Here is a 12516-nt window from a genome sequence, read left to right as displayed (position 1 = left end):
TTTTGAGACGCCCCGCCGCCAACAGTTTGGAGGATCAGCATGACGGATAAGAGCGCAAATCTGGTACTGGGTAACAAGAACGTCGAGTTGGGCGTGAAATCCGGAACGATCGGTCCGGACGTTATCGACATCGGTGCCCTCTACAAGGAAACCGGGGCCTTCACCTACGACCCCGGATTTACCTCTACCGCTTCGTGCGAATCGAAGATCACCTACATCGACGGGGACGAAGGCGTCCTGCTGCATCGCGGCTACCCGATCGAGCAGCTGGCCGAGCACGGCGACTTCCTCGAAACCTGCTATCTGCTTCTCTACGGCGAACTGCCGACCGCTGCGCAGAAGAAGGACTTCGACTACCGCGTCACGCACCACACCATGGTGCACGAGCAGATGACGCGCTTCTTCACCGGTTTCCGCCGTGACGCCCACCCCATGGCGGTCATGTGCGGCTGTGTCGGCGCTCTCTCGGCCTTCTATCACGACTCTACCGACATCACCGACCCGCATCAGCGGATGGTCGCTTCGCTGCGCATGATCGCCAAGATGCCGACGATCGCCGCGATGGCCTACAAGTACCATGTCGGCCAGCCCTTCGTTTACCCGCAGAACGATCTCGACTACGCGTCGAACTTCCTGCGCATGTGCTTCGCCGTCCCTTGCGAGGAATACAAGGTGAACCCGGTCCTCGCCCGTGCCATGGATCGCATCTTCATCCTGCACGCCGACCATGAGCAGAATGCCTCCACGTCGACGGTCCGCCTCGCCGGTTCGTCGGGCGCCAATCCGTTCGCCTGCATTGCAGCCGGCATTGCCTGCCTCTGGGGCCCTGCGCATGGCGGCGCCAACGAAGCTGCGCTCAACATGCTCACGGAAATCGGCAGCGTCGATCGCATCCCGGAATTCATCGCCCGGGCGAAGGACAAGAACGACCCGTTCCGCCTGATGGGCTTCGGGCATCGCGTCTACAAGAACTACGACCCGCGCGCCAAGATCATGCAGAAGACCACGCACGAGGTCCTGGCCGAACTCGGCCACAAGGACGACCCGCTGCTGCAGGTCGCCATGGAGCTGGAGCGCATCGCCCTGACGGACGAGTACTTCATCGAGAAGAAGCTCTACCCGAACATCGACTTCTATTCGGGCATCACTCTGAAGGCGATGGGCTTCCCGACCACCATGTTCACCGTGCTGTTCGCGCTTGCCCGTACCGTCGGCTGGATCGCCCAGTGGGCCGAAATGGTCGAGGATCCGCAGCAGCGCATCGGTCGCCCGCGGCAGCTCTATACCGGGGCACCGAAGCGGGACTATGTTCCCGTCTCCAAGCGCTGATCTGGAACCTATCGAAATGCAAAAAGCCCGGTCATCGACCGGGCTTTTTTCTTTCCATCACCTCAAGAACTATGCCCGCCGCCGCCTCTCCAGGCGGCACCTGTGTCTGGAGGCGCTGCCAGGTGAGGTCGAAACCCTCGAGCATCGCGCGCCGCTGCAGGGTGTCGCCAGCCAATCGCTCCAGCCAGCGGGACAGGCTGCCGGGGCGCACCACCTCGTTCAGATACTCCGGAATAACCGGGTAGTCGGCAATCAGGTTGGGAAGTGCGGCCGACCAGATCTTGATGCGCTTCGACATCAACGTGATCAGCCAATCAGCTTTGTAGGCGGAAACGGCAGGTACGCCGGACAGGGCCAGTTCCAGAAGCACCGTACCGGAAGCAGCCAGCGCGGCATCCGCCTCTGCGAATGCCGCCCACTTCTCCTCTGACGAAACGGTAATGTGCACACTGACAGGCAAGGTCGCAGCGATCTCGCGGACCAGCGCCTCCTGCCGCGGCACAGTCGGCAGGAGAGCTCGTACCGGCCCCACCCGCCCGGCCAGTTCCGCCGCCGCCTGGCCGAAAATCGGAAGCAGCTGGCGGATTTCGGCGGCGCGTGAACCGGGGAGCAGCAACAGCGTATGCGCGTCGCCTGGCTGCTTCTGCGCCCGAGCGCGGCGGACCTCGCGAACCTTGAGAAGCGCGGGCTCGCTCGTCAATCGGTGGCCGATGAAAGTCGTCGGCGGTCCGCCGAGGCGCTGCATGGCGGCCGGCTCGAACGGCAGCACCGCCAGCACATGGTCGACATAGGGCACCATGGCTCTGGCGCGGTATTCTTTCCACGCCCACACGCTCGGGCAGACATAGTCGATGATCGGCAGGTCCGGCAGCGCCGCCCTCACCCGTCGTGCGACGCGATGCGTGAAATCCGGACTGTCCACGATGACGAGGACATCCGGGTTCGCGGCGATCACGGCGTCTGCCGTCTGGCGGATGCGGCGGAGAAGTTGCGGCAGGCGCTTCAAGACCTGCGTCAGGCCCATGATCGACAATTCGGAGAAGTCGAACAGCGACTGAAGGCCCTCAGCCTGAAGAGCCTCTCCACCCACGCCAACAAGCTCTACCGGGCCTGGATGGGCTTTCCTCAACGCGGCGACGAGGTCGGCGCCCAGCAGATCGCCGGAGACCTCGCCAGCGATGACAGCAACCTTCAATGCGTTGGCCATCATAGCCCTCCCTTCGGAAGCCCAGTATCGATCCCGCAGACGAATATTCCCGCCCGATCGGCCGCCGCAACCAGTGCCTGCTCCTCCAGTACCAGCGACCGGCCCGCTTCGACCGCAATGCCGGCAAGGCCGGCGCGGGATGCATTTTCCACCGTCGAGAGCCCCATTGCCGGTAGATCGGCCCGGACATCCTGCTGTGGCTTGCACAGCTTGACGAGAACGCCTCTCCGGCGCTGGGAGATCCGCCCTTCCCGGCGAAGCTCCACAACGCGCTCGAGCATTTGATCCGTCCCCTCCGCGCCTTCCAGAGCGACGACGCGCCCGCCGACGCTGACCGCGCCTTGCCCGACATCCAGCCGTCCCAGCGCCAGGGCCGCCTCGACCGCCTGCTCGATATCGCGCAGATCTTCTGCCGCTGGCCGGGCGCTCGTCAGCGGGCCGGTGCGCGCCAAGAGTCCAGGAGCTATCTCGTGCGCGCCAAGCACCCGGCACCCCATGCCCTCGAACAGCTTGATGACCATCTGGAGGACAGCGTCGTCGCCGCCGGAGACCAGCGTGCGGATAACTGCAGGCACCTGCAGCAGCGTCCGGAAGGTCGGGCGGATATCGTGCAGTTCGGGACGCCGCCTGACCGCTCCCGACATCACCACCCGACCGACACCCTTTTCGCGGATGAATCGTTCGATTCCGGCAAGATCGCCAACGCCTGCGCTCAGCGTCTCGAAGCCCTCGAAACTACGGTCGGCTTCATCTGCCAGTGCGACGATAACCGGATCTTCACCCGCCTCGCGAGCGGCTTCCGCAAGATAGAGAGGCAACTGCCCCCAGCCGGCGACGATGGCAAGCCGCCCCTTGCCGATGGGGGCCGGGCGGACAACCATGGATCAGGCTTTGCCGCGGAACGGAGAGGAGATCGCCCGATCGCTGTCGGCCGCGATGAAGTCGAGGATCTCGATGACCTCGCGACAATCGACATACTCATCCCGGATCGCCGCAGCATTGTTGCGGATATTCCCTTCGCCCTCGAAGATCTGCTTGAAGGCCTTGCGAACCCGATGGATGGTCGCGCGGTCGATGCCCGCACGCGTCATGCCGACGATATTCAAGCCCGCCAGGATGCCGGGATTGCCGTTCAGCATGCCATAGGGAATGACGTCATAGTTCACGGCAGTGAGGCCACCGATGAAGGCGTTGCGCCCGATGCGGTTGAACTGGTGAACGGCGGAGCCTCCGCCGAGAATTGCGCGGTCATCGACCTTCACGTGCCCCGCCAGCATGACGTTGTTCGACATGACGATGCCGTTGCCGAGGATGCAGTCATGGGCGACGTGAGAATTGGCGAGGAAGAGGCAGTCGTTGCCGATCACCGTCCTGCCGCCACCGCCGACCGTGCCCATGTTGATGGTCACGCCTTCACGCATCGTGCAATTGTCGCCAATGGTCAGGGTCGAGTCTTCGCCGGCCTCGTGAAGGCTCTGCGAAAGACCGCCGATGACTGCCATGGGGAAGATGCGACAGCCCTTGCCGATCTCGGTCTTGCCCGTCACGACCGCGTTGGAGACAACCTCGACATCGTCCTTGAGCACGACGTCCCTCCCGATCGTGCAGAAGGGCCCGATGGTGACATTCTCACCGATCGTGGCACCGTCCTCGACAATCGCCATCGGATGGATGCGGGCGGTGGATGCGATCCGGCTCATTGGTCACCCTTTGGGCGGATCATGGCACCGATATCGGCTTCCGCGACCAGCGCGTCATCCACATAGGCGTCGCAGTGGAACTTCCAGATATTGCCGCGCTGCTTCTGCTTCTTCACACGGAATTCGACCCGATCGCCGGGCACGACTGGCTTGCGGAAACGGGCATTGTCGATGGTCATGAAATAAACGAGGTCGCCGCCCTGCCCTTGCTTGCGGGCGCAGATGGCGCCCGCCGTCTGGGCCATGCCCTCGACCAGCAGGACGCCCGGCATGATAGGCTGCTCCGGAAAGTGGCCGGTGAAATGCGGCTCGTTGGCGGTGACGTTCTTGATGCCTATCGCGGAATCGTCGCCGTCGATCTCGATGATCCGGTCCACAAGCAGGAATGGATACCGGTGCGGCAAGAGCTTCATGATCTCGAGAATATCCGCCGACCCGAGCGTCGTGGCCGCCTGTTCACTCATTCCTGTCTCCTCTTCGCTTCGCACGCTCGTCGGACCGCGCCATTGCTGCGGCGACGTCACGGAAGAAATCCTTGAGTGGCCGGGCCGGAACGCCGCCAACACGGGCGCCGGGCGCGAGATCCGACATGACGCCGCTCATCGCCGCAATCTGAGCACCGTCGCCGATGGTGATATGGCCATTGACACCGCTGGCGCCGCCAATCATCACGCCGTTGCCGATGGTGGTAGACCCGGCAATGCCGACGCCGCTGACGATTCCGCAATGCCGGCCGATCCGGACATTGTGGGCGATCTGCACCTGGTTATCGATCTTCGTGCCCTCGCCGATGACCGTATCATCCATCGTGCCGCGATCGATCGTAGTATTCGCACCGATCTCGACATTGTCCTGGATGATCACCCGGCCGATCTGCACGATCTTCAGCATACCTGCAGGCCCCGGCGCATAGCCGAAGCCGTCCTGTCCGATCCGGGCGCCGTTGTGGATGATGACGCCATTGCCGATCAGCGACGCAATGACCGAAGCGCCGCCGGCAATCGTGCAGTCGCGGCCGATCTTCACGTCAGATCCGACGATCGCACCCGCCCCGATGCGGGTTCCCGTGCCGATCTCCGCCCGGGCGCCAATCACTGCCATCGGCTCCACCTCGACCCCGGGCTCCAGCCTTGCCGTAGGATCCACGAAGGCGGATGGATGGATGCCACCGGTATGCGACGTGAATGGCGAGGGGCGCATGGCGATCGGATGAAGCAACGCGCCCGCCTGGGCAAAGGCGGTATGGGGAGTGGCGATGCGAAGGACTGCTATATGATCAGGTATCAGTGACTGCAGGGACGCGTCGCAAAGGATCGCCGAGGCCCTGCAGCTTGCGAGTTCCTCGCGGTCCTTGCGGGAGCGCAGGTAGCACAGTTGCCCCTCGCCAGCACGTGACAGCGGGGCAACGGAACAGATGATCCGGTCTCCGGCGGAAGAATCAAGCAGTTCGGCCCCAAGATGGGCAGCCAGCTCGCGCAGGCTGACCCCCTCGTGGGGCGGAAAGAACTCATTTGAATCCATCAGGCCATTTAACTCCAGGTCAGATCTGGCCGCAGTCCTGACAGCCGTGGTCAGAACTGGTTTGCCATGCTGAACCGGAATTCCTGAGTCTCGTCGAAGTCTTCCTTGACGATCGGAAACGCATAGTCGAAGCGGATAGAGCCGAAGGGCGATGCCCACTGGATACCTGCACCGACCGAGGCGCGCCACGCCATGTCGGTTCCCTGCACGGCCTCGCCACGGAGGTCAACATCATTGCCATAGAGCGTTCCGGCATCCGCGAACAAGGCGCCGCGGAGACCGAAGTCCTCCGGGAAGGCCGGCATCGGGAAGGTGACTTCGGCCGAAGCGGTGAAGTAGGTGGTGCCGCCGATCGCGTCGCCATTGGTCATGCGCGGACCGATGCCGTTGTTCTCGAAACCACGAACGAGGCGACCGCCCAACTGGAACTGGTCGAAGACGTTCAGGTTGTCTCCCGTGCCGACGACATGGCCACCACCGACTGCGACCGAACCGATGATGTCGGCTTCCTCGGATAGGAGGTGGAAGTAGCGGCCGCGGCCATAGACCTTGTAGTATTCGGAATCGCCGCCAAGCCCAGCATACTCATGGGTGATCGAGGCGTAGATACCTTCGCGGGCAAGCGTGTTGTTGTCCAGCGTGTTGTAGGTGAGGGTCTGGGATACGGAGGACTGAACAAAGTCACCCTCCTCGACCAGCGCCTCATAGGGTGCCGAAAGACCACTTCTCCAGTCGCCTTCGCCGTCGTACTGGATTTCCTTGTACGTGTAACGGAACGTGGTCGCCAGATCTTCGGTGATCGGGGCGGTGACACGCAGCGTCACGCCCTGCTCCTGATAGTCGTAGTAGCTTTCCGAAGACGTCTGGCTACGGAAGACGTCAAAGCCCGCTGCGAGACGATAGCCGAGGAAGTAAGGCTCGGTGAACGAAAGATTGTAGCTGCGGGCGTCATCGAGACCGCCACCGACGGCGACACGGATGAACTGACCGCGGCCGAGGAAGTTCTTCTCCTCGATGGAGGCTTCGAGGATCAGGCCTTCGCCACCAGCGGAGTAGCCGGCGCCGATACCGAACGAACCGGTCGGCTGGTCCTCGACATCGACGATCACAACGACGCGATCGGGAGCGGAGCCCTGCGAAGTCGAGATATTGACAGTCGTGAAATAGCCGAGGGCCTCAAGCCGGCGCTTGGCGCGCGAGACCATCTGCTGATTGAACGCGTCGCCCTCGCTGAAGTCGAATTCACGGCGAATGACGTAGTCGCGCGTACGGGTATTGCCGCGCACCTCGATCCGCTCGACATAGGCACGCTCGCCCTGATCGACGAGATAGGACACGCCGACGGTCTGGTTGGCGAAGTTACGGTCGCCACGGGGCGTCACGCGGGCGAACGGATAACCAGCAGATGCGACACGCTGCGAGATGGCTTCCATTGACTTCTGAACGTCGCCGGCATCGTAGGTGTCGCCGGTCCGGGTCCGGACCAGACCCTGCAGGTCTTCCGAATTCACCCCTTCGACGGTCGATTCGACAACGACATCACCAAAGCGGTAACGCGGACCCTCTTCGACGGTGAAGGTGATGTTGTACTGGTTGGTAGCCTCATCCAGCACCGCCTCGGAGGAGATGATGCGGAAATCCGGATAGCCGTGATTGTAATAGAACTGACGCAGCGCATCTTCGTCGGCGCGCAGCTTGTCGGCGTTGTAGACGTCCTTGCGGGTCAGGAACGAAAGCGGACCCGATTCCTTCGTCAGGATCACCGACTGGAGCCGGCCGTCGCCATAGGCCTGGTTGCCGACGAAGTTGATGTTGGCGATCTTGGTCCGGTCACCCTCGTTGATGACGAAGGCAAGGTTGACTCGACCCTGACCGACGGAAGCCGTCTGCGTCGTGACCTCGATGTCACTGCGGCCGATCGCCGAATAGGCCTCGCGGATGCGCTCGATGTCGGCGTTGATCAGTTCCTGGTTGTATGGGCCGAGCGGCTGCGTGCGCACGACGGCGGCCAGCTTGTCGTCCTTGATCTTGCGGTTGCCGTTGAACACGACCTGGTTGATCAGCTGATTCTCGCTGACGCTCACAACCAGAGTGCTGCCGGAAACGCTGATCCGGACGTCGGAGAAATATCCGGTGGAATAGAGCCGTTTTACGGATTCGTCGATGTCGGCATTGGTGAAGCTCACGCCTGGCCGAATGGTAAGATTGGCACGCACGGCGTCTTCGCCGGCGCGCTCGGTGCCCCTGACCTGGACGTTGCGAATGACTGCCGCTTCCGCGACCGATGCAGAGGCAAGTACCGATACGCCCGCGCCCGACCCAACAATGCTAGCAGACAGCGCAAACGCCGATACGGCGTTCAAAAACCTTGAACTGGCCTTCATTTCAAATCTTACCTTTTTCCGTTGTCCCTCGGCGGGTGGAGCCCGACTCCGGCCACACGTGTGTCGTTTTACCTGCTTTTACCCTACAAGCAAGGCATCACGTTAATTTCTATTTACTTCCTTGCAAGGCGTGGCCGAGCGGACACGCGCAGTTCAAAATACGGTAAACAAACAGTTTTCTTAAAATTCAACCGATCCAGCGACCGAACGTGTCGTTCCAGGTCGCGAAAACCATAAGCGTCAGGATCATGGCAAGCCCAAAGCGGAAAACCACGTCTTGAACGCGGGGGCTCAAAGGCTTGCCGCGCACCGCCTCCAGTGCGTACATTACAAGGTGTCCGCCATCAAGAACGGGAATCGGGAACAGGTTCATCAGACCGAGCGAAACCGAGATGACGGCAGCGAAATTGAGAACTGCGGCGAATCCCAGCGTGGCCATCTGGCCGGTCGTCTCGGCAATCCGGATCGGTCCGCCGATCTGGTCGGCGCTCATGCGGCCGGAGAAGATGTTGCCGAGATAGCTGAAGGTGCCGCTGATGATGTGGCCGGTCTCGCGCACCCCCTCTGCCACGGCTCCCATCGGTGAATAGGTCTCGAGACGGAAGTTGCCGCGTTCGGCGTTGGTGACAATGCCGATCTGGCCGAGTTCGACCTTGTTGCCGAACTGGTCGGTTATCTCCGTGCGCTGAGGTGTCACCGGCACGTCGATCTCGCGGCCATCGCGCTCCACGGTGATAACGATCTGCGTCTGCGGACGGACCGCCACGTAACGGCGCACATCATCGAAGGTGCGGATCTTGTCCCCATCGAGGGCCACCAGGAGATCGCCCGGCTCTATGCCGGCAGATGCCGCTGCGCTGTCCGGACGGACCTCGGCCACCACAGGGTCGGATACCATCTTGCCATAGACAGAGAAGAGCGCGGCAAAGATGATGATCGCAAGGACGAAATTGGCGATCGGGCCGGCGGCGACAGTGGCGGCACGCTTCCACAGCCGGGCGCCTGCAAGGGTCTGTGCGCGTTCCTCCGGCGTAAATCTCTCCAGATTGGCAGTGTCCGGGACGCTTGCCGCGTCCTCATCGCCAAAGAACTTGACGTAGCCGCCCAGTGGTACGGCCGAGAGCTTCCATCGGGTTCCGTGACTGTCGGTATAGCCGAACAGCTCTGGGCCGAAGCCTACCGAGAAGGCGGTGACCCGGATACCGCACCAACGCCCGACGAGATAGTGGCCCATCTCGTGCACGAAGACGAGCACGGAAAGGACGATGATGAAGGGGATGATGTAGCCCGTGAGCAGCCCGATGATCGCCATGAAAATCAATCCGTCCTTCCATACGCCGGTGCCGCCGGCTGACGCTCAAAGACCAAAAAGGAACTCACCAACGCTCAGTCCAAGGTGGCCACTTGAGGCATCATATGCAAGCGCCAGAAGAAAGATCGCAAAACAGGCGAAAACGAGACCATCTACCCGGTCCATCACTCCGCCATGACCCGGGATGAGGTGACTGGAATCCTTCACGGCGAAGCGGCGCTTGATGAAGGATTCGAAAAGATCACCGATCTGGCTCGCCACCGAGAGCAGAAGCGCAATCACGGCCAACCAGGGTGAAACGACGCCAATAACGGCAAGACCGACGAGGGAGCCGGCGATGACCGCAGAGACTGTCCCGCCGATCGCACCGGACCATGTCTTGCCGGGCGAGATCCTTGGCGCAAGCTTCGGTCCTTTCAGAGCTCTTCCCACGAAGTATGCCAGGATGTCGGTCGCCCACACCACGGCAAAGACGAAGAGGATTGCCGCAAGACCCGGAAAGCCCCCTTCCCTGATTGCGGCAAGCGAAATGCCACTCAGTCCCGCATAGATGACTCCACCCGGCAGCCACCAGGTCCCTCCGCCAACGGCGACGATCAGCAGCATGGTGATCGCCAGACCGCCCAGGAAGGGCATGTTCATACCGTTGTCACCGAAGGCGATGTTCGCCGACAGCAGGATGATCCCGACCCAGCCGACGAGGTTTCCCGTGAAGTTGCGCTCGGTCAGGCGGGTAATCGTCGACCACTCGAAGTAGATCAGCAGCGCGATGGCCGCGGCAAGGCCTCGGAAAGCCAGTCCACCCACCCAGGTCGCCGCAAGAACGACCGCAGCCATGACGACGCCGGAAATCACCCGCCGCTTGAGCTCTGTCGCCATCAGACAACCACCGCCGTCGTTGCATCGGATAGACCACCAAACCGGCGGTCCCGGGCGGCGAAGATGCGCAACGCCTCCACGAAATGCTGCCGGTCGAAATCCGGCCAGTAGCACGGCAGGAAGACGAATTCGGAATAGGCCGCCTGCCACAGGAGGAAGTTCGAAAGGCGTTCCTCGCCGCTGGTGCGGATGATCAGATCGGGATCGGGAATGCCGGCCGTGTCGAGGCGGCTTCCGATCGCGTCCGGGGTGATATCCTGCGGGTCGACGAGTCCTGCCTGTACATCCTTCACAAGTTGGATTGCCGCGCGAGTGATCTCGTCTCGCGCGCCGTAGTTAAAGGCAATGATCAGCGTCATCGCGGTGTTGTTGCGCGTGGTTTCCTCCGCCTCGAGAAGAAGCGGCAGGATGTCGCTGCGCAGCTTCTGACGCTCGCCGATGATGCGGATGCGGATGTTCTCGCGATGCAGATCGGCAAGGTCCCGGCGGATGAACCGACGCAGCAATCCTAGCAGGTCCTCGATTTCGGCCTCTGGCCGGGACCAGTTCTCAGAAGAGAATGCAAACAGCGTGAGATATTTCACGCCGCATTCACCGGCCGCCCTCACCGCCTGACGGACTGCCTCGACCCCCTTGTTATGGCCGATCGTGCGCGGCAGGCCGCGCTGTTTTGCCCACCGTCCGTTGCCGTCCATGATGATGGCGACATGCTGTGGAATGATCGGGAGATCGAGTTTGGCCATGGAAGTTCCGATTGTCGGATGCCGGGATTGCGATGCAGGACTGCCTAGACCTGCATGATTTCCTTTTCCTTCTCGCCGAGCAAGCGGTCGACTTCCGAAATCATATCATCTGTCATCTTCTGGACCCTGTCGGAAAGCGAACGGCTTTCGTCCTGACCGATGTCGCCGTCCTTCTCGGCCTTTTTCAGGCCGTCCATTCCGTCGCGGCGCACATGGCGGATCGCGACCTTGGCCTTCTCGGCGTAGTCATGAGCAACCTTGACGAGCGACTTGCGGCGCTCCTCGTTCAACTCGGGGAGCGGGATGCGCAGGTTCTGACCGTCAACAATCGGGTTCAGCCCCAGGTGCGATTCGCGGATGGCGCGATCCACCGCGCCGACCATGGACTTGTCCCAGATGGAGACGCCCAGCATGCGAGGCTCGGGAACGGTGATGTTGGCGACCTGGTTGAGCGGTACGCGCGACCCGTAAGCCTCGACCGTCACGGGATCGAGAATATTGGCCGACGCACGTCCGGTGCGAAGCGATGCGATGTCGCTCTTGAAGGCGTTGATCGCACCATCCATCCGGCGCTTGATGTCGTTGAGGTCGATGGCTGCAGTCATCCGTCTACTCCCTGTCTTGTTCTTGGCTTTCGGGCCCGGCTGTTCAGTGGTCTGCCACGATCGTCTTGCGACCGCCGCCGGTCAATATCTGGGCAAAACCGCCCTTCTCGTGAATTGAGAACACGATGATCGGGATCGAGTTCTCGCGGGCGAGCGCCACAGCCGCGACATCCATGACGGCGAGCCCCTTCTCGAGGACTTCGCCATGGGTCAGCGTCTCGAAGCGCGTCGCGGCCGGATCCTTCTTGGGATCGGCCGAATAGATGCCGTCAACCTGGGTGCCCTTGAAGATCGCTTCGGCGCCGATTTCGGCAGCACGCAGGGCTGCAGCCGAATCGGTCGTGAAGAACGGGTTTCCTGTGCCGCCGGCAAAGATCACCACCCTGCCCTGCTCCAGGTGATGCAGCGTCCGCAACTGGGTGAAGCTCTCGCAGATCTCCGGCATGGCGATTGCCGACAGGACAACCGTTTCGATGTTAAGCTTCCGAAGCGAGGTGGCGAGCGCAAGAGCATTGATGACGGTTGCCAGCATGCCCATGTGGTCGCCGGTGACGCGGTCGCCGCCCTTCGAGGCCACAGCCACGCCGCGGAAGATGTTGCCGCCGCCGACAACGACACCGACCTCCACGCCCATGGCCCGTGCCTCGGCAATGTCGGACGCGATCCGATCAGCGACCGTCACATCGATACCAAATCCCTGGCTGCCCATCAGGGCTTCGCCGGAGGCCTTGAGAAGAACGCGCTTGTAGATGGGCTTCGGGGACATGGACACTCCTGACGATCAAACGGCTTGCGGATACACGAAGGGCACCGCGTTGTCACGCGATGCCCTCATG

At 62.0% G+C, this 12516-nt stretch carries 12 protein-coding genes; 1 reads left to right on the top strand and 11 read right to left on the bottom strand.

Annotated elements, in window-relative coordinates; genetic code table 11:
• The first annotated feature begins 39 nt into the window (after window positions 1–39).
• Window positions 40–1329, top strand: a complete 1290-nt coding sequence (gltA, locus tag NT26_RS07715) for a citrate synthase (protein ID WP_052638231.1) — start codon at window positions 40–42, stop codon at window positions 1327–1329.
• A gap of 31 nt (window positions 1330–1360) precedes the next feature.
• Here gltA and lpxB read toward each other — a convergent pair whose 3' ends face one another.
• The 11 genes from lpxB to pyrH all read right to left on the bottom strand — a co-directional run bounded on the left by lpxB (window position 1361) and on the right by pyrH (window position 12446).
• Window positions 1361–2539, bottom strand: a complete 1179-nt coding sequence (gene lpxB, locus NT26_RS07710; RefSeq protein WP_052638230.1) for a lipid-A-disaccharide synthase — start codon at window positions 2537–2539, stop codon at window positions 1361–1363.
• A complete protein-coding gene (locus tag NT26_RS07705) occupies window positions 2536–3417 on the bottom strand; it encodes an LpxI family protein (protein WP_052638229.1) in 882 nt (293 codons plus the stop codon). The genes lpxB and NT26_RS07705 overlap by 4 nt, the downstream gene beginning before the upstream one ends.
• A gap of 3 nt (window positions 3418–3420) precedes the next feature.
• Window positions 3421–4236, bottom strand: coding sequence for an acyl-ACP--UDP-N-acetylglucosamine O-acyltransferase (lpxA, locus tag NT26_RS07700; RefSeq protein ID WP_052638228.1), 816 nt, complete (start codon window positions 4234–4236; stop codon window positions 3421–3423).
• The gene (gene fabZ / locus NT26_RS07695) at window positions 4233–4700 is read right to left on the bottom strand and encodes a 3-hydroxyacyl-ACP dehydratase FabZ (RefSeq protein ID WP_052638227.1); all 468 of its coding nucleotides are present in this window, start codon (window positions 4698–4700) and stop codon (window positions 4233–4235) included. The genes lpxA and fabZ overlap by 4 nt, the downstream gene beginning before the upstream one ends.
• Window positions 4693–5757 carry a UDP-3-O-(3-hydroxymyristoyl)glucosamine N-acyltransferase gene (gene lpxD, locus NT26_RS07690; RefSeq protein ID WP_052638226.1) on the bottom strand — a complete coding sequence of 355 codons (1065 nt, stop codon included), beginning with the start codon at window positions 5755–5757 and terminating at the stop codon, window positions 4693–4695. Before lpxD ends, fabZ begins: the two co-directional genes overlap by 8 nt.
• Window positions 5758–5807: 50 nt before the next feature.
• Window positions 5808–8141 carry an outer membrane protein assembly factor BamA gene (gene bamA / locus NT26_RS07685; RefSeq protein ID WP_052638225.1) on the bottom strand — a complete coding sequence of 778 codons (2334 nt, stop codon included), beginning with the start codon at window positions 8139–8141 and terminating at the stop codon, window positions 5808–5810.
• 187 nt (window positions 8142–8328) lie between these two features.
• Complete coding sequence (gene rseP, locus NT26_RS07680; protein WP_052641953.1) at window positions 8329–9453, bottom strand: RIP metalloprotease RseP; 1125 nt, start codon at window positions 9451–9453, stop codon at window positions 8329–8331.
• Window positions 9454–9498: 45 nt separating this feature from the next.
• Complete coding sequence (locus NT26_RS07675; protein WP_052638224.1) at window positions 9499–10332, bottom strand: phosphatidate cytidylyltransferase; 834 nt, start codon at window positions 10330–10332, stop codon at window positions 9499–9501.
• A complete protein-coding gene (locus tag NT26_RS07670) occupies window positions 10332–11075 on the bottom strand; it encodes an isoprenyl transferase (RefSeq protein WP_052638223.1) in 744 nt (247 codons plus the stop codon). The genes NT26_RS07675 and NT26_RS07670 overlap by 1 nt, the downstream gene beginning before the upstream one ends.
• A 44-nt stretch (window positions 11076–11119) precedes the next feature.
• Window positions 11120–11680 carry a ribosome recycling factor gene (gene frr, locus NT26_RS07665; protein WP_052638222.1) on the bottom strand — a complete coding sequence of 187 codons (561 nt, stop codon included), beginning with the start codon at window positions 11678–11680 and terminating at the stop codon, window positions 11120–11122.
• 43 nt (window positions 11681–11723) lie between these two features.
• Window positions 11724–12446, bottom strand: a complete 723-nt coding sequence (gene pyrH, locus NT26_RS07660; RefSeq protein ID WP_052638221.1) for a UMP kinase — start codon at window positions 12444–12446, stop codon at window positions 11724–11726.
• Between the last annotated feature and the right edge of the window lie 70 nt (window positions 12447–12516).

Origin of the sequence: Pseudorhizobium banfieldiae (assembly GCF_000967425.1) — a bacterium.
Lineage (GTDB): Bacteria > Pseudomonadota > Alphaproteobacteria > Rhizobiales > Rhizobiaceae > Neorhizobium > Neorhizobium banfieldiae.
The sequence above is the reverse complement of the archived record's forward strand: the minus strand, read 5'-3'. Positions and strand labels throughout refer to the sequence as shown.

What these genes read in the sequence shown, in the direction of transcription:
- gltA (WP_052638231.1), top strand. Translation starts at nt 40, where the DNA reads ATGACGGATAAGAGCGCAAATCTGGTACTGGGTAACAAGAACGTCGAG.
- lpxB (WP_052638230.1), bottom strand. Translation starts at nt 2,539, where the DNA reads ATGATGGCCAACGCATTGAAGGTTGCTGTCATCGCTGGCGAGGTCTCC.
- NT26_RS07705 (WP_052638229.1), bottom strand. Translation starts at nt 3,417, where the DNA reads ATGGTTGTCCGCCCGGCCCCCATCGGCAAGGGGCGGCTTGCCATCGTC.
- lpxA (WP_052638228.1), bottom strand. Translation starts at nt 4,236, where the DNA reads ATGAGCCGGATCGCATCCACCGCCCGCATCCATCCGATGGCGATTGTC.
- fabZ (WP_052638227.1), bottom strand. Translation starts at nt 4,700, where the DNA reads ATGAGTGAACAGGCGGCCACGACGCTCGGGTCGGCGGATATTCTCGAG.
- lpxD (WP_052638226.1), bottom strand. Translation starts at nt 5,757, where the DNA reads ATGGATTCAAATGAGTTCTTTCCGCCCCACGAGGGGGTCAGCCTGCGC.
- bamA (WP_052638225.1), bottom strand. Translation starts at nt 8,141, where the DNA reads ATGAAGGCCAGTTCAAGGTTTTTGAACGCCGTATCGGCGTTTGCGCTG.
- rseP (WP_052641953.1), bottom strand. Translation starts at nt 9,453, where the DNA reads ATGGCGATCATCGGGCTGCTCACGGGCTACATCATCCCCTTCATCATC.
- NT26_RS07675 (WP_052638224.1), bottom strand. Translation starts at nt 10,332, where the DNA reads ATGGCGACAGAGCTCAAGCGGCGGGTGATTTCCGGCGTCGTCATGGCT.
- NT26_RS07670 (WP_052638223.1), bottom strand. Translation starts at nt 11,075, where the DNA reads ATGGCCAAACTCGATCTCCCGATCATTCCACAGCATGTCGCCATCATC.
- frr (WP_052638222.1), bottom strand. Translation starts at nt 11,680, where the DNA reads ATGACTGCAGCCATCGACCTCAACGACATCAAGCGCCGGATGGATGGT.
- pyrH (WP_052638221.1), bottom strand. Translation starts at nt 12,446, where the DNA reads ATGTCCCCGAAGCCCATCTACAAGCGCGTTCTTCTCAAGGCCTCCGGC.